Here is a 23,659-nt window from a genome sequence, read left to right as displayed (position 1 = left end):
CGCTACACCGGGCGGTCCGTCAGGCCGTAGGCGTGCGCGATCAGCCCGTACGAGCGGTGCCGGGCCTCGTGCCCGTGGATGTGCGAGGTGACCATCAGCTCGTCGGCGCCGGTGCGCTTGCGCAGCGCCTCCAGGCCGTCCGCCACCTCACCCGGCGCGCCGAGCACCACGTTCGCCAGCCAGCCCTCCAGGAAGTCGGCCTCGGCCGGGCTGTACGGGTACTCCTCGGCCTCCTGCGGGGTGGGGATCGGGCCGGGGCTGCCGCGGCGCAGCCTGAGCATGCCCAGCCCGGCCGACCTGGCCAGCCGGCGGGCCTGCCCCTGCCCCTCGGCGGCGACCGCGCTCACCCCGATCAGCGTGTACGGCTCCGCCAGCACGGCGGAGGGGCGGAAGCTGGAGTGGTAGAGATCCAGCGCCGGGATGGTGTTGTTGCCGCCGAAGTGGTGCGCGAACGCGAACGGCAGGCCGAGCCGGCCGGCCAGCCGGGCACTGAAGCCGGAGGAGCCGAGCAGCCAGACCGGCGGCCGGGACGCGCCCCGGGGGACGGCGGCCAGCCGGGCGTAGGGGTGACCCGGCGGGAAGTCGCCGTCCAGGAAGTGCGTGAGTTCGGCGAGCTGCTGAGGGAAGTCGTCGGCGCCCTCGGTGAGGCCGCGGCGCAGCGCCCGGGCGGTGGCCTGGTCGGTGCCGGGCGCCCGGCCGAGGCCGAGGTCGATCCGGCCCGGGTTGAGGGCCTCCAGCAGGCCGAACTGCTCGGCTATGGCGAGCGGCGCGTGGTTGGGGAGCATCACGCCGCCGGAGCCCAGGCGCAGGGTGGCGGTGTGGGCGCCGAGGTGGGCGAGCAGGACGGCCGGGGTGGAGCTGGCGACCCCGGGCATGCCGTGGTGCTCGGCCACCCAGAAGCGGTGGTAGCCCCACTCCTCGGCGCTGCGGGCCAGGGCGGTGGCCGCGGCGAGCGCCTCGGCCGGGGTGTAGCCGACGCCGACGGTGGCGAGGTCGAGGATGGACAGCGGCGCGGGCGCGGTGCCCCGGGGCACCCCCCGGACGGCGTCGCCCCGGTGCGGCAGGCCGCCGGCCGGCCGGTCGGTTGCGGGCGTCCGCTGGTCCTCGCTGGTCATGCCGTGGCCTCCTGGTCGGGTAGGGCGGGGCGCCTTCGGGCGCCTGCGACGCCTGGTACGCGGTGCTCCTTGTACGAGCGGGGTGTCCGCCGTCGGGGGACAACCGGCGGGGGCGGCCGGCTGTTCCCCGGGTCGGTGAAGTCGGCCGGCAGCCGGCGCGCGCCGCATCGCGCGCGCCCGGGGATCCCGTCGGCCGGCAGCCCGGCACGGCCTCGGACGGTCCCGCCCTCAGCCGGGATGCTGTCCTGTCCGGACGGCCACTCGACCGGCCGTTCGGCCGGTAGCCCACCTGACGGTCGACCAGCAAGCCTGCGGCGGTGGCGGTTTCACGCCAGCGCGGGAAGTCGCCAGCCCCAGGGGTCGCGGGTGGCGGCCGGTATCCGGCAGGCTACCGAGCAGGGCGGATCACGCACGGATCCGCACTCGTCAGCAAGGTCGGCGGGCTGGACCAGCACGCCCGATCCCCGCGAGCCCCCGGAGCGGCACCCCGCTCCGGGGGCTCGCGCCTTGCTGTGACCCCGGCCACACAGGGGGTGCTTCAGGGCATGAAAGGTCGACCCGCTAGCGTTGGCCCCTGTAGCCACTGCTCCCCCGGGCGGTCTGGAGGGAGTACGACATGGACATCGCAGCGTTGCTGGGATCCTCGTGGATCTGCGCCGTGGCGCTCTGCGCCGTACTCGGTGACGCCTTCCTGCCCTTCCTGCCCAGCGGCACCCTGGTCATCCTCGCCGTACTGAAGACCTCCCGGATCGACGGCGCTCCGCTGATGCTGGCCCTCGCCGTCGCGGTCGCGTCCTTCCTCGGCGACCTGCTGCTGCTCGGGCTGGCCCGGCGCGGGGCCCCCTCGGTGCACCGCCGCCTGGAGCACCGGCCGCAGCTGGCGGCCAGCGTCGAACGGGTACAGCGCGCGCTGGACAACCGCACCACGGGGGCCACCGCGGCGATCGTGGTGATCGCCCGCTTCGTGCCGGCCGGCCGTACCGTGCTCGACCTCGCGATGGGCCATTCCCCCGCCCATCCCCGTCGGTACCTGCGCTGGTCCGCGCTGGCGGCGCTGATCTGGGCGAGCTACATCGTGACGCTGGGCTGGCTGAACAGCCACTGGTTCGACACGGCCTGGCTGAGCCTGGCCGTGTCCTGCGCGGCGGCCACCGCGATCAGCTCCGCGAGCGCCCGGGCGGTCCGGCGCCATCGCCGGCTCCAGGCGGTCTGAGGCCCCGTCGGGACGGGCTGCGCGCGGTGTCCTCGCACGCGCCCCGGCGACGCGACGACCCGGCCACGCGACGGCGCACGTCACGGGACGGCACGTCACAGGACTGCAACAGAAGGCCCGTTCCCGGAGCCGTCCGGGACGCCGGGCACGTGGTGCTTACCAGGGGGCCGAGCCGAACGCGGCTTCTCCCCTCGGATCACGCGCTAATGGCGGAATAACCATTACCGTCCGATTATGACAACGCTGCCTGACGGCCCGTCGTCCGCACCGGGGTGCCCGCGCCGGGGCGGCCCGGCGGACCGCCACCGCAGCGACCGGACATCGGCACCAGGGGAGACCATGAGCAGCATCTCGCGCAGGACCGTGCTGGGCGCCGCCGCAGGGGCGGCGGCGCTCGGAGCCGTCACGGCTTGCTCCAGCGGCAGCTCCCCGTCCACCGCCACCACCCGGGGCGCGGCCGGCGAGAACGCCACGCCCGGCGGGAACGGCAGCGGCTCCGGCAGCCCCAGCGCGAGCGCGAGCGGAGCCGTGAAGGGCACGCCGATCGGCGACGGCTCGACCTCGGACACCGGCGCGCAGCCGAACCAGCCGAAGGCGGAGAAGCTCAAGCCGGGCGAGCGCCCGCCGCAGTTCGTGGTGTTCTCCTGGGACGGCGCGGGGGCCACCGACGACGGCCAGTTCCCGCGCTTCCTCAAGCTCGCCAAGGAGCACAAGGCGTCGATGACGCTCTTCCTCTCCGGCATCTACACCCTGCCCAAGGGCAAGGCCGACCTGTACCACCCGCCGCAGCACTCCGTCGGCGCCTCCGACATCCCCTACCTCTCCGACGGCGCGGTCAAGAACACCATCCACCTGCTCAGCCAGGCCTGGCTGGACGGGCACGAGATCGGCACGCACTTCAACGGGCACTTCTGTTCCTCCCGCCCGGACGGCAACGGCGTCAACAAGTGGTCGCCCGAGGACTGGCAGAGCGAGATCGACCAGGCCGTCTCCTTCGTGACGCAGTGGCGGACCAACACCGGCTTCACCGACGTCGACCCGCTGCCGTTCGACTACCACAAGGAGCTGATCGGCGGCCGCACGCCCTGTCTGGAGGGGCAGAAGGCACTGCTGCCGACCGCGGCCAAGCTGGGCTGGAAGTACGACGCGAGCTCGCCCGGCGGCCTGCAGATCTGGCCGCAGAAGGTGCAGGACGGCAAGATCTGGGACTTCCCGCTCCAGGGCATACCCTTCCCCGGGCACTCGTACCAGGTGCTGTCGATGGACTACAACATCCTGGCCAACCAGTCCAAGGGGAGCACCAAGGGCGACCCGGCCAAGTACAACGACTGGCGCACCCAGGCCCGCGACTCCTACCTCGCCGGCTTCGACCGCGCCTACAACAGCAACCGGGCGCCGCTGTTCATCGGGAACCACTTCGAGCAGTGGAACGGCGGGATCTACATGGACGCCGTCGAGGAGACGCTGAAGACCATCGCGGACAAGCCCGAGGTGCGGCTGGTCTCGTTCCGCCAGCTCGTCGAGTGGCTGGAGGTGCAGGACCAGTCGACGCTGCGCAAGCTGCGCACCCTCGGCGTGGGGCAGGCACCGTCCGGCGGCTGGCAGAGCTTCCTCGGTACGGCCGGGTGAGCGCGGCGGCCTGAGCCGCCGAGGTGGGGGTGGCGCGGGTGCGCTGAGCTGGGCCCGGGTACGGCGCGGCGGGCCGGGTGCGCTGAGCTGGGCCCGCTCAGCCGGCGGCGCCGAGCAGCCGCCGCGCCACGGTGTCCGCGCCGCGCCCGCCCCGGAGGATCGAGTAGTGGTTGGTGTCCGGGACGAACGCCGCCGAGGTCACCCGGTCCGGGTCCAGCCCCGCCGCCGCGATCCGCTCCTCGTCGTAGAGCGCCTGCGCCTCGTCCAGCAGCCCGCGCTCCGCGAGGAGCAGCTCGGCGGTGCACGGCAGCCGGTGCACCGCCGCCGCGGCGTCCGGGTCGAGCAGCACCTCGGCGCCGTCCGCCCGCACCGCCTCCAGGACGCAGGAGGAACGGAGTTCTGGCTCCGCGCCGATCAGGTCACGCTGGATGTACGCCTCGATCGCCGATGACCAGGCACCGCCGAACGCGGGGTGCTTGCGCCAGAAGGTCCGGTAGGCGTCCCGGTCGGCGAAGCTCATCGACAGCCGGGCGAGGGCGGGGCCGAGCACCGCCGCCAGCGCGTCCTGCGGCGGCACTCCGGCCGGCAGCGGCAGGCTCACCGCCCCGTCCACCAGGAGCAGCCGGCGCACCAGAGCGGGGTGGCGCACCGCCGTCAGGGCCGCGATCCAGGCGCCCATCGAGTGGCCCGCGAGGACGGTCGGCCCGAGCCCGAGGGCGGAGATCAGTTCGGCCATGTCGTCGGCGTGCCGGGCCAGGCCGTACGGGCCGCCGAGCGTGCGGCTGGCGCCGCGCCCGCGCAGGTCGGGTGCCAGCAGGGTGACGCGGCCGGCCAGCGCGCCGGCGACCTCGGACCAGGCCAGGCCGTTGGCGGTGATGCCGTGCACGGCCAGCACGACGGGAGCCGCAGGATCGGCGGCCGGCCAGCGCAGGACCGTCAGCGCGCCGCCCGCAACCGGCACCGTCAGTTCCTCGTGCCGCGACCTGTACCCGTTCACGCCTCGCCCCTCCCGCCGGCCGGTTGCTCCCCGCGCACTCTAGGCGCCGGGCCGGCGCCGGGACATGGCCGCGCGGCACGTACCCGGACCCGCTCCCCTGTGCACGGTGGACATACCCCCGGCAACGAGCACCCGTTCGAGTCCCGGACACCGGATCGAAGCATCAACGCCGACCCGGCGCCGGATGGCCGAGACCGTTCGGCGCCGCCCGCCGAATAGCTGATCGAATCCAGGATCGGTTGCGATCACGTGTTCCCCCGGGGAGAGTTGGACGGTCGTACGCGTTGAACGAGTACAGCAGACCGCGGCCCACCGGGGGGAGTGACCGCAGTGGCCAAGGCCTTGTCATCGGCCGCGCCGGCCGTGCCCGACCTATCCCTGACCCCTTACGACTACGCCCGCTTCAGCCACCTCGCCGGTCCGCTGCCCCGGCCGGAGCCGGAGCCGGGGCCGGCCGCCGCGCCCTACCGGGTGCAGTACCGCAGCCTGCTGCGCCACGATCCGCACCGCCTGCGCGCCACCCTGCTGCTGACCGCCGCGCCCGTGGTCGAGGCCACCCTGCTGGTCTGGCTGCTGCTGCCGGGCCACTGGCCGGACCGCCCCGGGGAGCACCACCCCTGGCTGCTCGCCGGGGACAAGGTGATGATCGCCATCGTCGCCATCGTCGAGGTCTTCCGGCTGGTCAACGTCGTCTCCAACGCCCACGCCACGCTCGTCGCCCGCGACCCCGTCCCGGTCGCGCCGCAGTCCGGCACCCGAGTGGCCTTCCTCACCACCTGCGTCCCCGGCAAGGAACCACCCGAGATGGTCCGCGCGACGCTCACCGCCGCCCGCGCCGTCCGCCACGAAGGGCCGTACGACCTCTGGCTGCTCGACGAGGGCGACGACCCCGCGATGCGCGCGCTCTGCGCCGAACTCGGCGTGCACCACTTCACCCGGCACGGCGTCGAGCGCTGGAACCGGCCCACCGGCAGCTTCCGGCGCAAGACCAAGCACGGCAACTACAACAGCTGGCTCCAGGCACACGGCGACGACTACGACTTCTGGGTCTCGGTGGACACCGACCACGTCCCGCTGCCCGAGTTCGGCGAGCGGATGCTCGGCTACTTCCGCGACCCGGACGTGGCCTTCGTCGTCGGCCCGCAGGTGTACGGCAACTACCGCAGCTCGGGCTCGGCCGTCACCCGGTTCTCCGAGAGCCAGCAGTTCCTCTTCCACGCGCTGATCCAGCGGGCCGGCAACCGCTACGGCGCGCCGATGTTCGTCGGCACCAACAACGCGGTGCGGATCAGCGCACTGCGGTCCATCGGCGGGCTCCGCGACTCGATCACCGAGGACATGGCCACCGGCCTCGAGTTCCACCGCCGCCGCAACCCCGCGACCGGCGCCCGCTGGAAGTCCGTCTACACCCCGGACGTGCTGGCCGTCGGCGAGGGCCCGTCCTCGTGGACGGACTTCTTCTCCCAGCAACTGCGCTGGAGCCGAGGCACCTACGAGACCATCCTCACCCAGTACTGGCGGGCCGCCTGGCGGCTGACGCCCGGCCGGCTGCTCAATTACACGCTGATGGTCTGCTTCTACCCGATGGCCGCCCTCACCTGGCTGCTCGGCGGGCTCTCCAGCGTGCTCTACCTCGGCTTCGGAGCATCGGGGGTGCAGGTCTCCTCCGAGATCTGGATGATGCTCTACAGCGACGCCGCCGCCCTCCAGGTCCTGCTCTACACCTGGAACCGCCGGCACAACGTGAGCCCGCACGAACCCGCCGGCTCCTCCGGCGTCGCCGGGATGGTGATGTCGGCGCTCTGCGGGCCGATCTACGCCGCCTCGCTGCTACAGGCGGCGCTGCGCCGCCGGAGCCGCTTCGTGGTCACCCCGAAAGGCGACTCCGCCAGCCGGGACCGGCTCGCCACCTTCCGGATCCACCTGTTCTGGGTGCTGGTCTTCGGCGGCGCCGTGACGGCCTCCTTCTTCACCGGCCACGACCATGTCGCGATGCGGGTCTGGGCCTGCATCGCGCTCTTCTTCAGCCTGCTGCCGCTCTGCGTGTGCGGCGCGGACGGCTACCGCAACCGCCGCCCCGCAACCGGCAGCGGCAGCGGCAGCGGCAGCGGCAGCGGCACGAGCTGACCGCACCGACGGCACCGCCCGCGCGGTCGCCCGAGCAGCCCGAGCAGCCCGTGAACACCGTGAGCACCGAGAACACTGAGAACACCGAGAACACCGGAGATCAGTACACGAGAGCGGTACCGGAGCGCAGTACAGGGGGCACCATCGTGAAGATCCGCAACGCCGGCCGCACCAGGCGCTTCGCCCTGGGCAGCACCGTCGTCCTCACCGTCGCCGGAATGAACGCACCCGCCGTGCTGGGCTTCGCCGGCAGCCAGTACCACCGGTACGTGATCAACCGGCCCGCCTACAAGGCCGAGTACGGCCACTGGCAGACCGTCGAGCTGCCGGCCGAGTTCCGGATCAACGCCGTCCACGCGACGCTGCTGCGCACCGGCAAGATCCTGATCATCGCCGGATCCGGCAACGACCAGCGCAGCTTCGACGCGGGCAGCTTCAAGAGCCTGCTCTGGGATCCGGCCCGCAACACCTACCGGCTGATCCCCACCCCCGCCGACATGTTCTGCGGCGGACACACCGCGCTGCCCGACGGCCGCCTGCTGGTGGCCGGCGGCACGCTGCGCTACGAGGCCCTGGACGGCGCGGTCAGGAAGGCCGCGGGCGCCATGCGGGTACGCAACGAGAACCCGGACACCGGCCGCACCCTGCCCAGGGGGACGGTGTTCACCGCTCCGGACGGCCGCGAGTACCGCTCCACCGCCGAGGTCACGGTGCCCGCCGCCGTCAAGAGCGGCAGCGGCGCCGCCACCAAGGTCACCGCCGCCGAGCAGCAGGTCTTCGTCGAGGCCGGCGAGCCCGGAGCCGCGTACGTCAACGGGAGCAGCACCCAGTACGCCATCAAGGGCCTGAGCGGCGCCGACGCCCGCAACCTCTACGGCATGGCGGAGCGGATGACGCTGGAGAAGCAGGACTTCCAGGGCATCCGGTCGGCCTTCGAGTTCAACCCGGACACCGAGCAGTACGAGCGGGTCGGCGACATGGCGTACGCCCGCTGGTACCCGACGCTCACCGGTCTCGGGGACGGCCGGGTGATCACCGTCTCAGGCCTGGACGACACCGGCCGCATCCTCGGCGGCCAGGACAACGAGATCTACGACCCGGTGGCCAGGACCTGGTCGAAAGCCCCCGACCAGTACTTCCCCACCTACCCCTCACTCTTCCTGACGGCCTCCGGCAAACTGTTCTACTCCGGCTCCAACGCCGGTTACGGCCCGGCCGACCAGGGCCGCCGGCCGGGCCTCTGGGACCTCGCGGCCAACAGCTTCCGGCCCGTCGAAGGCCTTCGCGATCCCGACCTGACCGAGACCTCGTCCTCGGTGCTGCTGCCGCCCGCGCAGACGCAGAAGGTGATGGTCCTCGGCGGTGGCGGCGTCGGGGAGTCGCCCCGCTCCACCGCCCGGACGGACATCGCCGACCTCTCCGCGCCCGACCCCGCCTTCACCCCGGGCCCGGACCTGCCGGCCGGCGGCACCCGCTACCTGAACAGCGTGATCCTGCCGGACGACACCGTGTTCACCACCGGCGGCTCCGCCGACTACCGGGGCAAGCACAGCAGCGATCTGCTGAAGGCCCAGGTCTACCACCCGGACACCAACGCCTTCACCACCGCCGCCGCACCCGCCGTCGGCCGGGACTACCACTCCGAGGCCCTGCTGCTCCCGGACGGACGGGTGGTCGTGCTCGGCTCCAACCCGCTCTTCGCCGACCGCGCGGACACCCGGCCGGCCGACTTCGAGCAGCGGATCGAGATCTACACCCCGCCGTACCTCTTCCACGGCGACCGCCCGGAGCTGACCGGCGCCCCGGCCGCCGCCAAGCTCGGCAGCACCATCTCGGCCGCCACCCCGGCCCCGGAGCGGATCGCCACCGCCAAGCTGATCCGGCCCAGTTCGGTCACCCACGCCACGGACGTCGAGCAGCGCTCGGTGGCGCTGGACATCGCCGGGCGCGGCGCGGGCACGCTCTCGCTCACCCTGCCCGCCAACCACGACCTGCTGCCGCCGGGCTGGTACATGCTCTTCGTCACCGACACCGCGGGAACCCCGTCCGTCGCCAGCTGGGTGCAGGTGACGGAGTGAGCCCCGGCCACCGCGCTATCCGTCGGAGGCCAGACCCAGGGCGTACGGGAGCCAGAACTCGCCCGGCCGGGGCTCACCCCGGCCGCAGTCGCCGTCCGACTCGCCCGGGTTCTTGACCCACAGGTAGGCGTCCACCCACGGCCGGCCCGTCTCCTGGGTCGGCCGCTCACCGAGCCGGCGCCCGGGTGGGTTGCACCAGGCCTCGCCGCCCAGCGGGCCGTTGCCGTTGCGGCTGGTGTCGATGACGAAGTGCTTGCCGCCGAGCGCCGCCGACAGCTCACTGCCGTACGCGGCACTCCGGTCGGTGGTGTAGAAGTTGGCGACGTTCACGGCGAAGCCGTCCGCCTCACCTATCCCGGAGCTGCGCAGGGCGCCGACCAGCGCCTGACGGTCCTGCACCCAGCCGGCGTTGCCGGCGTCCAGGTACACCCGCACCCGCTGGTGCTTCTTCAGTTCCTTCACCGCGAAGGCGAGCAGCGCATACCGCTCGGCGACGTCCGCGGCACCCAGACCACAGCCCTCCAGGCTGTGCGCGACGGCGTCCGGCTCCAGCACCACCCAGGCGCCGCGGTCGGCCAGACCCGCGCCGATCGCGGTGATCCAGGCCCGGTACGCGGCCGCGTCGGCGACCCCGCCGGCGGAGAACTGGCCGCAGTCGCGATGCGGGATGGCGTACGCCACCAGCACCGCGGTCCGCCCGACGGCGGCGGCCTGCCGGCTGAGCTCCTCGGCGGTGCCGCCGGTGTCCTGCTCCCCGAGCCAGCGTGCCGCCGGCTGCCCGGCGATCCGGGCGAGGGTGTCGGCCTCCGCCGTCCGGCCCTTGGCCCGTAGCTCGGCCAGTTGCGCGCCGGCCGGTGTCGCGGGGACGAAGAACGTCTGGCCGGACGGCTGCTCCGGGGCCGGGGCCAGCGAGGTGCTGCCGGCGGTGGGCGGCGGCGCGCCGGACGCCGCGGGCGCGGTGGCAGGAGGCTGCTCGGGCGCGGGCGCACCCGAGCAGCCGACAGCGCCCGCCGTCAGCGCCATCGCCACCGCGCCCAGCCGAAGCAGAGTCCTTCGCCACGTCCGGCGCACGAACGCCCCCCTTCGCCGGCCTCACGTCCGGCTCCAGCTTCGCACGTCCGGGCGGGCGGCCGCACGAGCCGCCGCCACGCCGGTGCTGGTCAGCTCGCCTTCGCGCCCGCCGGCTTCATACCGGCCGCCCCTTGCGCCGGTGGCCGTCGCTGCTGTGTTCCCCGTGCGTCAGTTCGCCTTGAGGTCCGGCACCCGCCAGTCGATGGACTCGGCGCCGAAGCCCTCCAGCGCCTCGTTGATCTGGGAGAAGGGGCGGCTGCCGAAGAACAGCTTGGCCGACAGCGGGGACGGGTGCGCGCCCTGCACCACGATGTGCCTGGTGGTGTCGATCAGCGGCAGCTTCTTCTTGGCGTAGTTGCCCCAGAGCACGAAGACGACCGGCTCGTCACGGGCGCTGACCGCCTTGATCACCGCGTCGGTGAACTTCTCCCAGCCCTTGGCCTTGTGCGAGTTGGGCTCGTGCGCACGGACCGTCAGCACCGCGTTGAGCAGCAGCACGCCCTGCTCCGCCCAGTGCATCAGGTAGCCGTTGTCGGGGGCCGGGATGCCGAGATCGGCGTCCAGCTCCTTGAAGATGTTGCGCAGCGAGGGGGGCGTCCTGGTGCCCGGCAGGACGGAGAAGCTCATGCCGTGCGCCTGGCCGTCGTCGTGGTACGGGTCCTGCCCGAGGACGAGCACGCGGACCTTCTCGTACGGCGTCGCCTCCAGCGCGGAGAACTCCTGCCCGCTCGGCGGGAAGACCTGGTGCGCCGCCCGCTCGGCCGCCACGAAGGCCGCCAGCTCCGCGAAGTAGGGCTTGCCGACCTCGTCGGCGAGCACCTCCTGCCAGGACTCCGGCAGTTCGAACCCCGCGCCCACGCCGGCCTCGACAGTGTCCGTCACGACTTCTACCTCCCACCAGGCGCCGGCCCACTGCCGCGCCGCCCCGACCTCGGCCGTACCGTCCAGTGCCCGGTACGCCCTCTTTCCACCCCGAACGCTACACAGGGCGACTGACAATCCGGGTCTCAGGCCGGAACGGACCCCGTACCGGGCAGCTCCTCCCCGGCGCCCGCACCCGCCGCGGGCTCCCCCGGCCGCCCAGGCCCCTCCGGACCCCCCGGGCCCTCCGGCTGCCCGGCCGCGGCCCGCCGTACCCGCACCTGCTCGACCACGTTGAGTGCCACCAGCACCGCGGCGAGCAGCACCAACGCGCCGATCGCCGGCATCCGCACCACCAGCGGCAGCAGGGCCAGCACCAGCACCGCCGCCACGATCCGGGTGGTGGCGACCGCCCGGAACATCATCCAGCGGGTGTAGCCGAAGGTGAGCAGGTACAGCCCGCAGCCCCCGTACAACAGCGCCGCCGACCCGGCGCCCAGGTGCTGCCAGGGGTCGGCGGCCGTCTCGCCGAGGCCGACGGCGACCGCGATCACGGCGCCGACCAGCGCCAGGTGCCCGTACTGGAAGACCCGCCGGATCACGTCGCGGCGCGAGTCGGCAACGGTCACCGCGTGCCGCATGGCGTCGGCCGCGTAAACGAAGTACTGCCACCAGAGGCCGCAGGAGATGGTGAACGCGGCCGCGACGGAGGTGAGTTCGGCCGCGTCCAGGCGGGCCTGGGCGGCGGTGGCACCGATCCCGACGATCGACTCGCCGAGCGCGACCAGCAGGAACAGCCCGAACCGTTCGGGCATGTGAGCCGGGTGGTAGCTCACCGCGGCCAGCCGCCGCCGGAAGACCACCGGGGCGGAGAGGTCGCAGAGCGCCGCGAGCGCCCACAACCCGAGCCGGAGGTTGCCGTCCACCAGTCCGCCCGCCAGCATCAGCGGCCCGCTGACCAGTGCCCCGACCCCGTACGGCCCCCGCCACACTCCCCGCAGCCGGATCAGCAGCCCCAGCAGCACCAGGCGGGCCGCCCAGTACCCGGCCCCGAAGAGCAGCCCCCGGCGGCCGTACGCGCCGGGCACGGCCAGCGCCATGAACAGCCCGGCCAGGCCCACGGCGAAGATGCCGAGGCGGTCGCGGGGGTTGTCCACGTCCCGGATGTTGGCCTGCACGGTCGTACCGACCCAGCACCAGTACAGCGGGACGAAGACCACCAGCGCGCGGGCCGTCCCCGCCCAGTCGTGGTGGTGGTGCAGCAGCCCCGAGACCTGCGTGATCGCGAACACGAACACCAGGTCGAAGTAGAGCTCCGCCCAGGTGACCCGCTTCTCCTCCGCCCCCGGCGGCTCCCCGGCCACCGGCTCTCCCACCCCCGGCCGCTCCCCCGTCGGCGGCCATTGCCCCGCCACCGGCTGCTCCCCCTGCCCGGACTTCTGCTGTGCCCCGGGATGACTCATCGGCCCCCGCCCCCTCCTACGACACCGCTTGCCACGACCGTGCGGTGGGCCCCGCCCCCGGCGCGTACCGGAGGCAGGGCCCGAACGACAGCGAACCCGCCGGCGCTAGACCATCTCGATCAGGTCGGCGATCGACTGCACCACCCGGGTCGGCCGGTACGGGAAGCGCTCCACGTCGGCCGCCGCGGTGAGCCCGGTCAGCACCAGGATGGTCTCCATCCCCGCCTCCATACCCGCGACGATGTCGGTGTCCATCCGGTCGCCGATCATCACCGCGCTCTCCGAGTGCGCCCCGGCGCTGTTCAGCGCCTCCCGCATCATCAGCGGGTTGGGCTTGCCGACGAAGTACGGATCCACCCCGGTCGCCTTGGTGATCAGCGCCGCGACCGAGCCGGTGGCCGGCAGCACGCCCTCGGTCGAGGGCCCGGTCTCGTCCGGGTTGGTGCAGATGAACCGCGCACCCGCGTTGATCAGCCGGATCGCCTTCGTGAGCGCCTCGAAGCTGTAGGTGCGGGTCTCCCCGAGCACCACGTAGTCCGGGTTGTTGTCGGTCAGCACGTACCCGGCCTGGTAGAGCGCCGTGGTGAGGCCGGCCTCGCCGATGACGTACGCCGTGCCGCCGGGCCGCTGGCCCATGAGGAACTTGGCGGTGGCCAGCGCGGAGGTCCAGATGCACTCCTCCGGCACCTCCAGGCCCATACCGGCCAGCCGGGCACTGAGATCGCGCGGCGTGTAGATGGAGTTGTTGGTCAGGACCAGGAACGGCTTGCCGGACTCCCGCAGCCGGCGCAGGAACTCCTCCGCCCCGGGGATCGGCGTGCCCTCGTGGATGAGGACGCCGTCCATGTCGGTCAGCCAGGACTCGATGGGCTTGCGGTCTGCCACGTGCGTGTCTCCTGAGGTCTTGCGATGGTCGTACGAAACCTGCTGTGTCGAACATCTGCTGCGTCGAATCATCTGACGTCATCCGCCCTGCCGAGCACCCGCCGCCTTGGGCACCTGCCCGGCCGAAACCTGCGCGCGCCGCACCGACGCATGCCCGTCCGCCGCACCGCGGCCGGCCGGGGGTACTGCCGGCTGCCCCAACGGCCACAGCCTAATCCGCACGCCTGCCCGAGGGCAGCGCGGTCCCGCCCACCGGAACCGGCGCGGCTGCGCACACCACCCGTCGCGGCCGGCCCGGGCGCGGCCACCGCCCGCCTCAAAGGTTCCTTAAGCCGCCCCTAACCGCACTGATGGCACGTCACCGCACCCCCGCGGCCGGTCTAGCGTGAACGACACCACCCTCACCCCCACTCCCCGAAGGAGTTCCCCACCCATGTCCACCCGCCGCCCGACCGCCGCCCTGCTCACCCTCGCCGGCTGCGCGCTGGCCGCCACCCTCGGGTCCGGCACCGCCTCCGCGCACGGATCGATGCAGAACCCGCTCAGCCGGGTCGAGGGCTGCTACCTGGAGGGTGCCGAACACCCCGAATCGGCGGCCTGCAAGGCGGCCGTCGCCCTGGGCGGCACCGCGGCCCTCTACGACTGGATGAGCCTGCGGATCGGCGACGCCGCCGGCCGCCACCGCGAGCTGATCCCGGACGGCAGGCTGTGCAGCGCCGGCTCGCAGACGTACCGGGGCCTGGACCTCCCTCGCGCCGACTGGCCCGCGACCAACCTCACCTCCGGCGCCGACTTCACCTTCCGCTTCCGCGCCACCGCCCCGCACCGGGGTACCTTCCAGCTCTTCATGACCAACAGCAGCTACGACCCCGCCAAGCCACTGACCTGGTCCAACCTCGAAGCCCAGCCCTTCGTCAGCGTCACCGACCCGCAGCTGGCGGACGGCTCGTACGTGCTGCCCGGCAAGATCCCCGCGGGCCGGACCGGCCGCCAGCTGATCTACGCGATCTGGCAGCGCTCGGACAGCCCGGAGGCGTTCTACTCCTGCTCGGACGTGGTCTTCGACGGCAGCGGCAGCACCGCCGGCACCGCACCCGTACCGACGGCGGACGGTACGTCACCCGCGGGCGGGCACAGCCACCCGGCGAGCCCGGCCGCGCCGACGGCGACCACCGGGCCGGCCGCCACCTCGCCGGCCGTCACCTCGCGGGCCGCCACCTCGCCGTCCTCCGGCGCCCCGGCCACCGGCGCGGGCAGCGCCCCCGCCCCCGCGCCCCCGGCCGCACCCGCCGCGGTGGCCGCCGCCCTCGCATCCACCCCGCCGGCCGCTCCCACCGCAGCCGTCCCATCCGCCCCCGCGGCCCCGCCCGCCGCCTCCGGCACGGCCGCCGCCGAGAGCCTCGCCCAGACCGGCGCCTCCGACCGCTCCACCGCGCTGCTCAGCGCGGTGGGCGTCGCCTTCCTGCTGGCCGGCACCACCGTGGCCGTCCTGCGGCGCCGCCGCCGTACCCCCGGCGCCCACGCCCGCTGACTGACGGTGCCGCAATCCCGGACGGTGGGGCACACCGTGATTGAGTAGGACATATGAGCCCCACGTCCCGCCCCCCGTTCCGCGTCGGCCTGATCGGCTACGGCCTGGCCGGCTCCGCGTTCCACGCGCCGCTGATCGCCACCACCCCCGGACTGCAGCTGGACGCGGTGGTCACCGCCAACCCCGACCGCCGCGCCCAGCTGCGCGAGGAACACCCCGGCGCCCGCGCCGTCGACACCCCCGAGCAGCTGCTCGCCGACCCCGGCGCGCTGGATCTGATCGTCATCGCCTCCCCCAACCGGACACACGTCCCGCTCGCCCGGGCCGCGCTGGAGGCGGGCCTGGCGACCGTCGTCGACAAGCCGCTCGCCGCCACCGCGGCCGAGGCGCGCGAGCTGTGCGAACTCGCCGAGGCGCGGCAGATGCTGCTCTCCGTCTTCCAGAACCGCCGCTGGGACGGCGACTTCCTGACCGCCCGCCGACTCGTCGAGGAGGGCGCGTTGGGCCGGGTGCACCGCTTCGAGTCCCGGTTCGAACGCTTCCGGCCCAAGCCCAAGGCCGGCTGGCGCGAACTGGCCGACCCGGCCGAGGTCGGCGGCACGCTCTACGACCTCGGCAGCCACCTGGTCGACCAGGCGCTGACCCTGTTCGGCCCGGTCGAGAGCGTCTACGCCGAGATCGACGTCCGCCGGGACGGCGCCGTGGTGGACGACGACGCCTTCCTCGCCCTCACCCACGCCGGCGGCACCCGATCGCACCTGTGGACCAGCGCCATCACCCCGCTGGCCGGCCCGCGCCTGCGCGTCCTCGGCGACCGCGCGGGGTATGTGAAGTCCGGCATGGACCCGCAGGAGGGCGACCTGCGGGCCGGCCACCGCCCGGGCGGCGACCGCCCGTGGGGCGCCGAGGACCCCGCGCAGTACGGCCTCCTGGGCACCGACGAGTCCGCGGTCCGCACCCCCACCGACCCGGGCGACTACCCCGCCTACTACGCGGGCATCGCCACCGCCCTGGCCACCGGCACGCCTCCCCCGGTCGACCCGCGCGACGCCGTCGCGACCCTCGCCGTCCTGGAGGCCGCCCGCACCTGCGCCGCCACCGGCAACGCCGTCCGGCTCGGCTGAGCACCGGACGCTAGACCGCGATCACCTCGACCGCCGCGCCCAGCCCGCGGAAGTCCGCGATGTTGCGGGTGTACAGCGGCAGGCCGTGCGCCGAGGCGATCGCGGCGATCATCAGGTCGATCCGCCGCGGACGCGGCTGCCGCCCGGCGGCGATGGTCAGCGCGACCAGCGTGCCGTACCGGGCGGCGGCCGCCGCGTCGAAGGGCAGCGGATCGAAGTCGGCGACCGCCGCCCCGAGCACCTCCAGCCGCGCCGTCCTGGTCAGCGCGTCGCGCGCCATCGCCACACCCTGCTGGAGCTCGCCGACGGTGATCGCGGTCAGCTCGGGCACCACCGGCAGGGCCGCCGGGTCCAGCAACGCCAGATCGATGTACACACAGGTGTCGAGCACCCCGGCCGGCCGCCGCCTGCGGCCCCTGCGCTCGGCCACTCAGTCACTCTGCCGCTCGAACGGGTCGTCGTCCTCGCCGACCCGCTCCTCGGAACCGAAGAAGTCGTCGGCCTCCTTGCGCATCTGCTCGTAGTCCACCCGGGGCAGCTTCCCGTGCCGGACCACCAGCTCCTCCGCACTCAGCCGACGCCGCCGCCCCACCGGCCGCAACTCGGCGACCTCCACCCCGTTACGGGTGATGTGGAAGATCTCCCCCGCCTCCACCGCGTCCATCACCGCGGCGGAGTTGTTCCGGAACTCGCGCTGGGTAATCGTCTTCATCCCTCCAAAGTAGCCCCGTGTAGCCCCCCTGGCTACATCAGAGAAGGCCCACGGAAGCTGATTGACAGGGCCCGCCGTGCCCGTACCATCGTCAGCAGTCACTACCCGAGTCCATTGCCCGCATCACCGACACCCGAGGAGGTCCCGCGATGACGCTGCTCGCGACGCTCCTCGGGCTGCTGCGGCTGCTGACGGGTGAGCTGCTGACCGGCGAGGGCGGGCTGACGGCCGTGGCCGCGGCCGCGACGCTGGTGCTGGTGGCCGGGATCGCGGCCGGGACGCTGGTGGCCGCCCGGCTGCTCGGGGCTCGGGCTCCGGCCGCCGTCCGGGACGGGATGCTGCGCAGGCGCGCGTTCCGGACCGCCTTCCTTCCACAGCGTGATCCGGATGCCCGGGGCCGTCGTCGGCCCAGGGCGCCGGGCGTGGCCCTGACGGCCGCGTAACCGCCGAACCGTTCCACCACGCGGCCGTCCTCCGCCGAACCTCTCACTCAAGAGACCCCGGAGGGCTCACCCCGTCATGTCCGTCTTCGCCATTCTCGATCCCGCCGTCCACGTGGCCCACGATGCCGTCACCGCGCTCGCCCACGTGGTGCCGACAGCCCTGGCGATCATCCTGTTCACCGTCCTCGTCCGCCTGGCCCTGCACCCGCTGGCGCGCGCCGCCGCCCGGGGTGAGAAGGCCAGGATGCGGCTCGCGCCCCAGGTGGCCGAGATCAACCGCAAGCACAAGGGCAAGCCGGAGAAGCTCCAGGCCGCGCTGGCGGAGCTGTACAAGGAGGAGAAGGCGTCCCCGTTCGCGGGCTGCCTGCCGATGCTGGTGCAGATCCCGTTCTTCTCGGTGATGTACCGCCTGTTCACCACCCCGAACGAGCTGCTCGACCACACCCTGTTCGGCGTCCCGCTCGGCCTGCACATCGGCCACGCGCAGGGCCCGGCGCAGGTGGCGGTCTTCGGCGCCCTGTACGCGGCGCTCGCCGCCGTGGGCTACGTCGGCTTCCGCCGGGCCCGTAAGGCGGCCGCGGCGGCGACCACGCCGATGCCGGGCGGGGGCGCGATGCCGTACCTGGCCTTCGGCACCGTGCTGTTCGCCGCGCTGGTGCCGCTGGCGGCCGGGCTCTACCTGGTCACGACCACCGCGTGGAGTGCGGCCGAGCGCGCCCTGCTGCACCGGAACACGCCGAGCACGCTGGAGACCGTTCTGGCGGTGTAGCGCGGCCCGGATCCACGAAGCGCGCCCGGAGCACCGAAGCGCGAAGGCCCGGGGCCCAGCCGTTGCGGCGGGGCCCCGGGCCGGAGGGCGCGGGCGGCGCGGACGGGTCAGCCGCGGGGCCAGGCCGCGAGGTAGCCGTCGATCTCGCCGCTGAGTCGGGTCTTGCCGCCGGGGTCGAGGAAGGAGGCCTCGACGGCGTTCTTGGCCAGCGCGGCGACCCCGGCCTCGTCGAGGTCGAGCAGCTTCGCGGCGACCGCGTACTCGGTGTTCAGGTCGGTGCCGAACATCGGCGGATCGTCGCTGTTGACGGTGACGAGCAGCCCGGCGTCGACCATCTGCCGGATCGGGTGCTCCTCGATCCGCTCGACGGCCCGGGTGGCGATGTTCGAGGTCGGGCAGACCTCCAGCGGGATGCGGTGCTCGCCGAGCCAGTCCATCAGCGCCGGGTCCTTGACGGCCTGGGTGCCGTGGCCGATCCGCTCGGCACCGAGCACCCGAAGGGCGTCCCAGACCGTCTCGGGTCCGGTGGTCTCACCGGCGTGCGGCACGCTGCGCAGGCCGACCGCGCGGGCACGGTCGAAGTACGGCTTGAACTGCGGGCGGGGCACGCCGATCTCGGGGCCGCCGAGGCCGAAGCTGACCAGGCCCTCGGGGGCGAGGTCGACAGCGAGCCGCGCGGTCTCCTCGGCGGCGGCGAGGCCTGCCTCGCCGGGGATGTCGAAGCACCAGCGCAGCACGACGCCGAGCTCCTTCTCGGCCGCCTTGCGGGCGTCCTCGATGGCCTCCATGAAGGCCACGTCCGGGATGCCGCGGCTGACCGAGCTGTACGGGGTGATGGTCAGCTCGGCGTAGCGGATGTGCTGGCGGGCCATGTCCTCGGCGACGCCGTAGGTCAGCGCGCGGACGTCCTCGGCGTCCTTGATCAGGTTGACGACGCTCAGGTAGACCTCGATGAAGTGCGCGAAGTCGGTGAAGTTGAAGTACTCGGCGAGCGCCGCCGGGTCGGTCGGCACCTTCGACTGCCCGCGGTGGCGGGCGGCGAGCTCGGCCACCACCCGCGGCGAGGCCGAGCCCACGTGGTGGACGTGCAGCTCCGCCTTGGGCATGCCGGCGATGAACGCCTCGATGCCGCTCCTGCTGTCCGGCTGGACCACGGTGTCACTCTCCTTCTGCGCGTTCCGCGCGCGGCTTCTACGCGCGTTCCCTCAGGTGCTGCAAAGGCTACGCGAGGGTGGCGCTCAGCCGCCCAGCACCACCGCGACGGTGTGGATCAGCAGCCCGGCCAGGGCGCCGACCACCGTGCCGTTGATCCGGATGAACTGGAGGTCCCGGCCGACGTTGGCCTCGATCTTGCGGGAGGCGTCGGCTGCGTCCCAGCCCGCCACCGTCTCGGAGATCAGCGAGGTGATCTCCTCCCGATAGGTGTCGACCATGTACTGGGCGGCATCCTGGAGCCAGCCGTCGACCTTCGTCTGGAGCTTGGGATCGGTCGCCAGGCGTTCGCCGAAGCTCCGCACGCCGTCCCGGATGCGCCGGCGCAGCTCGCTGTCCTCGTCCTCGGCGGCGGTCAGCACCAGGGTGCGGACGGCCGCCCAGGTGGAGGCGATCAGGTCCTTCACCTCGGGGCGGGCGAGCAGGTCGGCCTTGGCGTGCTCGACCCGCGCGATGGTCTCCGGATCGTGCTGGAGCTCGGTGGCGAAGTCGGCGAGGAAGTTGTCGATGGCGCCACGGGCGGCATGCCCGGGATCGTCCCGGATGTCGGTGACGAAGCGCATCAGCTCGCGGTAGACCCGCTCCCCGACCTGGTTGTCGAGGAACTTCGGCGTCCAGCCCGGGGTCTTCTCGGTGACCCGGTGGACGACCTCCAGATGGTTCTCGGTCAGCCAGTCGTGGGCCCGTACGGCGATCAGGTCGACCACCCCGTGGTGACCGCCGTCGGCGACCACCTTGCCCAGCATCCGGCCCATCGGCTCGGCGACCGAGGTGGCCTGCGCCCGTCTGGTCACCGCCTCGCCGACCACCGCCTGGACGTCGTCGTCGCGCAGCACCGCGAGCACGCCGCGCAGCGCCGCGGACGCCTCCCTGGTGACCCGCTCGGCGCTGCCGGGGGCGGCCAGCCACTCGCCGACCCGGCGGGCGATGCCCAGCGCGGCGAGCCGCCCGCGCACCACGTGCCCGGCGAGGAAGTTGTCACCGACGAAGTCACCCAGTGACTTGCCGAAGACGTCCTTCTTGGTGGGGATGATCGCGGTGTGCGGGATCGGCAGGCCGAACGGGCGGCGGAACAGCGCGGTGACGGCGAACCAGTCGGCCAGCGCACCGACCATGCCCGCCTCGGCGGCCGCCGCGACATAGCCCGCCCAGGAGCCCGCCCCGGCCGCCTTCGCCCAGGTCGCCAGGGCGAAGACCACGCTCGCGAAGGCCAGCAGGCCGGTCGCGATGGTCTTCATCCGCCGGACGCCACGTCTCTTCTCCTCGTCGGCCGCGGTGAATCTGACCCCGGGGCCCGTACCGCTCAAGGCTTCGTCGCTCACTCCGCCAGTCTGCCCCGTGCCCGGCGCGCGCGGGCCTCCTCGCCCCCCTTCGCGCGCCGGGCCGCTGCGCCCACCGGCCGCGGCAGGCCGCAGCCGGCCGGGCAGGCACCCCGCAGCCGGCAATCCGGGCCGGGTAGGACCGGACCCGACGGGTCAGCCGATCGCGACCTCCGCGTACATCCGGGCGATGACGTCCTCGATGGCCGGCTCGCGGAGCGAGAGGTCCTGGAGCGGGTAGCGCGCGGCGACGGCGGCCACGATCGGCGCGGCGCTCTGCTGCGCGGGGAAGGCCAGCCACTGGCGCGCACCCTCCACCTTGACCACCCGCGCGCCGGGCACCTCGATCGCGGGCCCGGGCTCGGCCAGGTCGACCACCAGGGTGCGCTCGCTCATCCCCGCCGTGTGGAGACCCTCCAGCCCGCCGTCGTACACCACCCGGCCGTGGTCGATCACCATCACCCGGCCGCAGAGCTGCTCGATGTCGACCAGGTCGTGGGTGGTGAGCAGCACCGTGGTGCCCTGCTCTCGGTTGACCTCGCGCAGGAACTCCCGGACCCGGCCCTTGCTGACCACGTCCAGGCCGATGGTCGGCTCGTCCAGGTAGAGCACCTGCGGGTCGTGCAGCAGCGCGGCGGCGAGGTCACCGCGCATCCGCTGGCCGAGCGAGAGCTGGCGCACCGGGGTGTCCAGCAGGGCGCCCAGGTCCAGGAGTTCCACGCAGCGTTCGAGGTTGGCCCGGTAGCGGCCGTCCGGGATGCGGTAGATCCGCCGGGCGAGCTCGTAGGAGTCGCGCAGCGGCAGGTCCCACCAGAGGGTGGTGCGCTGCCCGAAGACCACGCCGATACGGCGGGCGAGGGTGGTGCGTTCTCGGGCCGGGTCGACTCCGGCCACCCGTAGCCGCCCGGCGGACGGGACGAGGATCCCGGTGAGCATCTTGATGGTGGTGGACTTGCCGGCGCCGTTGGGGCCGATGTAGCCGACGCACTCGCCGGCGCCGATCTCGAAGGTCAGCCCGTCCACGGCGCGCACCTCGCGCTTCTCGCGGCGCAGCCGGCCGGTTCTGGCGCGGACGGTGAAGGTGCGGCGGACGTCGTCGAGTTCGATCAGTGCCATCTGAAGTGCCCTTTCCCGAAACGTGTTCGAGGTCATCTGCCTGTACGGCAACCGCTTTGAGGTCAGCTGCCATGGGTTCAGCCGCCGTGGGCTCAGCCGTGGGTTCAGCTGCCGGTGCCGCGGTACGCCCGCAAGCCCGCCCGCCAGGCGAGGCCGGCCAGCCAGGCGCTGAACACGGCGGCGACCGGGGAGGCGAACTGGAAGGCCGCGGGCAGCCCGATCGGGTCCGGCCGGCCCAGGACGTGCAGCGCGGGCAGCCAGTTGACGAAGGCCAGCGGTACGCCGAAGACGGCCCCGGCGACGAGTTCCTTGGCGAAGATGGTCGGGGGGTAGTGCAGCAGCGTCGCGCCGCCGTACGTGAAGGAGTTCTGGAGCTCCTTCGCCTCGCCCCACCAGAACTGGAGGGCCGCACCGCCGATGAAGAGCGCCGCGAAGATGACCGACCCGCAGGCCAGCAGGACGGGCACCAGCAGCACCCGGTCCCAGGTCCAGTGGACGTCCACCGCCACGAGCGACCAGAGCAGGACGGCCACGGCCTGGAACACCCGGCCGAGGCGGCGCAGCGAGAACCGCTCCGCGCAGACCTGGGCCAGCGCGGGAGCGGGCCGGATCAGCATGGTGTCGAGCGTCCCGCTGCGGATCCGCTCCCCCAGCGAGTCGACGCTGCCGACGAGGAGGTTGGCCACGCCCAGCGCGAAGGCCGAGGTGCCGTACAGGAAGCCGATCTCGGGCAGCGTCCAGCCGCCGAGCTCGTCGGTGTGCTGGAACATCAGCACCAGCACCACGAAGTCCAGCGAGGTCACCAGCAGGTTGGCGCAGAGCACCAGCACGAAGGAGGCCCGGTAGGACATGATCGCCCGGGTCCACATACCGGCCATCAGCCACCAGGCCCGCAGCGCCCAGCGGGCTCGCCCGAGCAGTGAGTCGGCGCCGAACGACAGCTCGGCGCCGGCCGACACCCCGGATCTTGACGAAGGATCAGCCACCCTGGACCACCACCTTGCGGGTCGCGAACAGCTGGACCAGCCGGCCCGCGGCCAGCAGGAGCACGGCCCACGCCGCCTGGAACCCGAGCGCGCCGAGCAGGCCGAGACCGGTCCGCCGCTCCAGGAAGACATCGGTCGGCACCTGGACCAGCGCGGCCCACGGCAGCATCGGAGCCAGCGAGCCCAGCGGCCCGGGGAAGAGGGCGATCGGCAGCAGCATCCCGGAGAAGAACATCGCCACCACCATCATCACCGAGCGCACCCCCTCGGAGTCGTGCAGCCAGAAGCCCGTGAGCGAGACCAGGTAGCGCAGCCCGAAGCTGACCACCACCGCGAGTAGCACCGAGAGCAGGAACTCCCCCCAGACGAGCGCGTGGTGCGGCAGCCGGATGTCGAACGCCAGCACTCCGGCGATCATCGGCGCCACGCCCCTGGCCAGCAGGTGGAACGCGGCCCGGCCCAGGTCGGAAGCCAACCACCAGCCCTGGAAGTCGACCGGGCGGTAGAGGTCGATGGCGATGTCGCCACTGCGGAAGCGCTCCTGGACGTCGTCCTGGAAGCCGCCGCCCCAGACGGCGACGGTGACCAACAGGCCCTGGCTGACCCAGATGTAGCTGACGGCCTGGCCCACGTCGTAGCCGCCGAGGCCGGGCCTGGCCTGCCAGAGGGCGAGGAAGGTGTAGGCCAGGATGAAGCCGAACACCGTGTTGGTGAAGGCGCCGGCCAGGGTGGCGGCGCGGTAGGTGGAGTAGCGGCGGAAGGCGCCGCGGGCGATGGCGAGGTAGAGCCCGGGCCTTCCGCCGGGGAGTGCCGCGGGCGGCCTCGGTGGTCCGAGCTGCGCCGATGCGGGCATATTGTCTCCTTGTCGACATATTCTGGAACGGAGAGGCGGGTTACCCGATCCGCGCGCACGCACGCCGGATCGGCTCCGACCGGCCGGACCCCGGGGGTGACCGGGCGGCGGGCGGGGCTGCGGCAACCTGCTGCACTGTGCGGTTTTCACCTTTC

At 73.2% G+C, this 23,659-nt stretch carries 21 protein-coding genes; 8 read left to right on the top strand and 13 right to left on the bottom strand.

The annotated features are described in order from the left end of the window. Positions 1–2: 2 nt before the first annotated feature. Positions 3–1,115 (bottom strand): LLM class flavin-dependent oxidoreductase, encoded by a 1,113-nt coding sequence (locus tag ACIBH3_RS16490; RefSeq protein ID WP_396312654.1) that lies wholly within the window; start codon positions 1,113–1,115, stop codon positions 3–5. Between the two features lie 616 nt (positions 1,116–1,731). On the opposite strand from ACIBH3_RS16490, the gene ACIBH3_RS16485 reads away from it, so the two are divergent. Further along, positions 1,732–2,328 carry a DedA family protein gene (locus tag ACIBH3_RS16485; protein WP_396312653.1) on the top strand — a complete coding sequence of 199 codons (597 nt, stop codon included), beginning with the start codon at positions 1,732–1,734 and terminating at the stop codon, positions 2,326–2,328. Between the two features lie 339 nt (positions 2,329–2,667). Further along, positions 2,668–3,957, top strand: a complete 1,290-nt coding sequence (locus ACIBH3_RS16480; protein ID WP_396312652.1) for a hypothetical protein — start codon at positions 2,668–2,670, stop codon at positions 3,955–3,957. Positions 3,958–4,054: 97 nt separating this feature from the next. Here the strand turns inward: ACIBH3_RS16480 and ACIBH3_RS16475 are convergent, their stop codons facing one another. Next, a complete protein-coding gene (locus ACIBH3_RS16475) occupies positions 4,055–4,954 on the bottom strand; it encodes an alpha/beta fold hydrolase (RefSeq protein WP_396312651.1) in 900 nt (299 codons plus the stop codon). 330 nt (positions 4,955–5,284) lie between these two features. Here ACIBH3_RS16475 and ACIBH3_RS16470 point away from each other — a divergent pair, with 330 nt between their 5' ends. Then, positions 5,285–7,081, top strand: coding sequence for a glycosyltransferase family 2 protein (locus tag ACIBH3_RS16470; RefSeq protein ID WP_396312650.1), 1,797 nt, complete (start codon positions 5,285–5,287; stop codon positions 7,079–7,081). Positions 7,082–7,227: 146 nt separating this feature from the next. Continuing rightward, positions 7,228–9,159: a galactose oxidase-like domain-containing protein gene (locus ACIBH3_RS16465; RefSeq protein ID WP_396312725.1), complete on the top strand. Its 1,932-nt coding sequence runs from the start codon at positions 7,228–7,230 to the stop codon at positions 9,157–9,159. 15 nt (positions 9,160–9,174) lie between these two features. Here ACIBH3_RS16465 and ACIBH3_RS16460 read toward each other — a convergent pair whose 3' ends face one another. The 4 genes from ACIBH3_RS16460 to ACIBH3_RS16445 all read right to left on the bottom strand — a co-directional run bounded on the left by ACIBH3_RS16460 (position 9,175) and on the right by ACIBH3_RS16445 (position 13,439). After that, the gene (locus tag ACIBH3_RS16460) at positions 9,175–10,230 is read right to left on the bottom strand and encodes a glycoside hydrolase family 6 protein (RefSeq protein ID WP_396312649.1); all 1,056 of its coding nucleotides are present in this window, start codon (positions 10,228–10,230) and stop codon (positions 9,175–9,177) included. 168 nt (positions 10,231–10,398) lie between these two features. Next, positions 10,399–11,112 carry a uracil-DNA glycosylase gene (locus ACIBH3_RS16455; protein ID WP_396312648.1) on the bottom strand — a complete coding sequence of 238 codons (714 nt, stop codon included), beginning with the start codon at positions 11,110–11,112 and terminating at the stop codon, positions 10,399–10,401. A 125-nt stretch (positions 11,113–11,237) separates the two neighbouring features. Beyond that, positions 11,238–12,467: a low temperature requirement protein A gene (locus ACIBH3_RS16450; RefSeq protein WP_396312647.1), complete on the bottom strand. Its 1,230-nt coding sequence runs from the start codon at positions 12,465–12,467 to the stop codon at positions 11,238–11,240. 192 nt (positions 12,468–12,659) lie between these two features. Beyond that, positions 12,660–13,439 carry an HAD-IIA family hydrolase gene (locus ACIBH3_RS16445; protein ID WP_396312646.1) on the bottom strand — a complete coding sequence of 260 codons (780 nt, stop codon included), beginning with the start codon at positions 13,437–13,439 and terminating at the stop codon, positions 12,660–12,662. 433 nt (positions 13,440–13,872) lie between these two features. On the opposite strand from ACIBH3_RS16445, the gene ACIBH3_RS16440 reads away from it, so the two are divergent. Then, positions 13,873–14,970 (top strand): lytic polysaccharide monooxygenase, encoded by a 1,098-nt coding sequence (locus ACIBH3_RS16440; protein WP_396312645.1) that lies wholly within the window; start codon positions 13,873–13,875, stop codon positions 14,968–14,970. Positions 14,971–15,023: 53 nt separating this feature from the next. After that, entirely contained in the window at positions 15,024–16,094 is a 1,071-nt protein-coding gene (locus tag ACIBH3_RS16435) for a Gfo/Idh/MocA family oxidoreductase (protein WP_396312644.1), read from the top strand. Between the two features lie 10 nt (positions 16,095–16,104). Here the strand turns inward: ACIBH3_RS16435 and ACIBH3_RS16430 are convergent, their stop codons facing one another. Together ACIBH3_RS16430 and ACIBH3_RS16425 are read right to left on the bottom strand one after the other, a co-directional pair. Then, entirely contained in the window at positions 16,105–16,524 is a 420-nt protein-coding gene (locus ACIBH3_RS16430; RefSeq protein WP_396312643.1) for a type II toxin-antitoxin system VapC family toxin, read from the bottom strand. Beyond that, entirely contained in the window at positions 16,525–16,806 is a 282-nt protein-coding gene (locus tag ACIBH3_RS16425; protein WP_396312642.1) for a type II toxin-antitoxin system Phd/YefM family antitoxin, read from the bottom strand. It abuts the gene before it with no gap. Between the two features lie 149 nt (positions 16,807–16,955). Between ACIBH3_RS16425 and ACIBH3_RS16420 the strand changes: the two genes are divergently transcribed. Continuing rightward, positions 16,956–17,249 carry a DUF6412 domain-containing protein gene (locus tag ACIBH3_RS16420; RefSeq protein WP_396312641.1) on the top strand — a complete coding sequence of 98 codons (294 nt, stop codon included), beginning with the start codon at positions 16,956–16,958 and terminating at the stop codon, positions 17,247–17,249. Positions 17,250–17,325: 76 nt separating this feature from the next. Then, positions 17,326–18,018 (top strand): YidC/Oxa1 family membrane protein insertase, encoded by a 693-nt coding sequence (locus ACIBH3_RS16415; protein WP_396312640.1) that lies wholly within the window; start codon positions 17,326–17,328, stop codon positions 18,016–18,018. A 107-nt stretch (positions 18,019–18,125) separates the two neighbouring features. On the opposite strand, the gene ACIBH3_RS16410 is transcribed toward ACIBH3_RS16415, so the two are convergent. From ACIBH3_RS16410 to ACIBH3_RS16390, 5 genes are all read right to left on the bottom strand, one after another. Continuing rightward, a complete protein-coding gene (locus ACIBH3_RS16410) occupies positions 18,126–19,124 on the bottom strand; it encodes an adenosine deaminase (protein ID WP_396312724.1) in 999 nt (332 codons plus the stop codon). Between the two features lie 132 nt (positions 19,125–19,256). After that, positions 19,257–20,657, bottom strand: coding sequence for a DUF445 domain-containing protein (locus tag ACIBH3_RS16405; RefSeq protein ID WP_396312723.1), 1,401 nt, complete (start codon positions 20,655–20,657; stop codon positions 19,257–19,259). Positions 20,658–20,705: 48 nt separating this feature from the next. After that, positions 20,706–21,665: an ATP-binding cassette domain-containing protein gene (locus ACIBH3_RS16400; protein ID WP_396312639.1), complete on the bottom strand. Its 960-nt coding sequence runs from the start codon at positions 21,663–21,665 to the stop codon at positions 20,706–20,708. A 104-nt stretch (positions 21,666–21,769) separates the two neighbouring features. Continuing rightward, positions 21,770–22,651: an ABC transporter permease gene (locus tag ACIBH3_RS16395; RefSeq protein ID WP_396312638.1), complete on the bottom strand. Its 882-nt coding sequence runs from the start codon at positions 22,649–22,651 to the stop codon at positions 21,770–21,772. Then, on the bottom strand, positions 22,644–23,504 hold the full coding sequence (locus ACIBH3_RS16390) for an ABC transporter permease (protein WP_396312637.1): 861 nt from the start codon (positions 23,502–23,504) through the stop codon (positions 22,644–22,646). Before ACIBH3_RS16390 ends, ACIBH3_RS16395 begins: the two co-directional genes overlap by 8 nt. Positions 23,505–23,659 lie beyond the last annotated feature (155 nt).

It is taken from the genome of Kitasatospora sp. NPDC050543, assembly GCF_044457565.1.
Lineage (GTDB): Bacteria > Actinomycetota > Actinomycetes > Streptomycetales > Streptomycetaceae > Kitasatospora.
The sequence above is the reverse complement of the archived record's forward strand: the minus strand, read 5'-3'. Positions and strand labels throughout refer to the sequence as shown.

Bases quoted from the DNA above. Each gene is read 5' to 3' on its own strand.
- ACIBH3_RS16480 (WP_396312652.1), top strand. From the start codon at position 2,668: ATGAGCAGCATCTCGCGCAGGACCGTGCTGGGCGCCGCCGCAGGGGCG.
- ACIBH3_RS16420 (WP_396312641.1), top strand. From the start codon at position 16,956: ATGACGCTGCTCGCGACGCTCCTCGGGCTGCTGCGGCTGCTGACGGGT.
- ACIBH3_RS16390 (WP_396312637.1), bottom strand. From the start codon at position 23,504: ATGCCCGCATCGGCGCAGCTCGGACCACCGAGGCCGCCCGCGGCACTC.
- ACIBH3_RS16425 (WP_396312642.1), bottom strand. From the start codon at position 16,806: ATGAAGACGATTACCCAGCGCGAGTTCCGGAACAACTCCGCCGCGGTG.
- ACIBH3_RS16400 (WP_396312639.1), bottom strand. From the start codon at position 21,665: ATGGCACTGATCGAACTCGACGACGTCCGCCGCACCTTCACCGTCCGC.
- ACIBH3_RS16435 (WP_396312644.1), top strand. From the start codon at position 15,024: ATGAGCCCCACGTCCCGCCCCCCGTTCCGCGTCGGCCTGATCGGCTAC.
- ACIBH3_RS16490 (WP_396312654.1), bottom strand. From the start codon at position 1,115: ATGACCAGCGAGGACCAGCGGACGCCCGCAACCGACCGGCCGGCCGGC.
- ACIBH3_RS16440 (WP_396312645.1), top strand. From the start codon at position 13,873: ATGTCCACCCGCCGCCCGACCGCCGCCCTGCTCACCCTCGCCGGCTGC.
- ACIBH3_RS16485 (WP_396312653.1), top strand. From the start codon at position 1,732: ATGGACATCGCAGCGTTGCTGGGATCCTCGTGGATCTGCGCCGTGGCG.
- ACIBH3_RS16415 (WP_396312640.1), top strand. From the start codon at position 17,326: ATGTCCGTCTTCGCCATTCTCGATCCCGCCGTCCACGTGGCCCACGAT.
- ACIBH3_RS16410 (WP_396312724.1), bottom strand. From the start codon at position 19,124: ATGCCCAAGGCGGAGCTGCACGTCCACCACGTGGGCTCGGCCTCGCCG.